Here is a 1050-nt window from a genome sequence, read left to right on the forward strand (position 1 = left end):
GCCAACAAGGCCGCGCTCGGCGAGGCCGTTGCAAAGCGCTATTGGGAAGATATCGCCCGCGACCTGGACGCGATCTCAGCGGAAGCTCGGGATCCGATCGACGCCTTGCGCCGCTATCCGGACATTTTCCGAGCGTCGCTTAAGCGCGACAATCGCATTTGCCTCAGCAGTTTTATGGCGACCGAATATGACGAACTTCCCGAAGCGGTGTTGAAGGAGGTTCAGGCTTTTGCCGACGTCAATGTCGCTTGGCTGAGCAAGCAACTGACCGCCGCGGAGGTGGTCAAGCCCAAGGATAGTGAGGCAAGGGCGCGCGCCATTTATGCTGCCGTCGCGGGCGCTCAAATCGTTGCGCGGAGTCGCTCGAACATCTCGCTCTTTGACTCGCTCATCGAGAGCTATCGCGCAGTGGGGCCGCTCCCGAGATAAGACTGCGCAGATAGTCACAAGCTGCGGTATTTGCGATCGTCATCCCGTCATCCTCGCTGTGGCGCCATTCGCCTTGAGTGCCGCCATCAGCATTGGCCCGACCGAAAACGCCCCTGCCCTGGCCTTGTCGGTCAGGACGCGCAGGTATCCACCGGCGGAATTGATGTGCTGTGCCCGCTGGAGGATACAGGCAATCACGATCGCCGCGATCTCCTGCCCCATCACATGGCAAGCTTCCTCATACGCTGACGGCGAAACGCCCAGGTATCCCCTCACTTGGGCGGCGGTAATCATGAGATCGCGCCAATTGCCGATGCCGTTGACGGCATAATCCGCAATTTCGGGGCAGGCCTTCAGCACCATCCCCAGCGGGTATGTTTTCGGCGCCTCTGCGGTCCTGATCCTAGGCTCGGCCGCCGCCCCGCTTTTTTCTAAAGCAGGTTCAAATTCAAAAGTAGAGTCGGTATTTGAATCAGATTGCTGCCGCTCGTTTTGAGAGTCATTGCCGCTCGGATTCGTGGATTTCATATGGATTTGCAGCAGCTTATCCACATAATCATGCAGGGCGGCCAGGTCGGCGACGATGGGCTCGAGCTCGGCGATGCAAGCTCGGCGCGGAAT

General features: G+C 59.0%; 2 protein-coding genes. One reads left to right on the forward strand and one right to left on the reverse strand.

From position 1 onward, the window contains the following. Positions 1–429 (forward strand): TetR/AcrR family transcriptional regulator (locus EN943_RS37110; RefSeq protein WP_127416621.1); only part of this gene is annotated, 429 nt, incomplete at its 5' end. A 39-nt stretch (positions 430–468) separates the two neighbouring features. Here EN943_RS37110 and repC read toward each other — a convergent pair. Continuing rightward, positions 469–1050, reverse strand: a 582-nt coding sequence (gene repC / locus EN943_RS37115) for a plasmid replication protein RepC (RefSeq protein ID WP_245476122.1), incomplete at its 5' end; no start/stop codon positions are given.

The sequence above is a fragment of the Mesorhizobium sp. M7A.F.Ca.US.006.01.1.1 genome (assembly GCF_003997935.1).
In the GTDB taxonomy this organism is placed as follows: domain Bacteria; phylum Pseudomonadota; class Alphaproteobacteria; order Rhizobiales; family Rhizobiaceae; genus Mesorhizobium.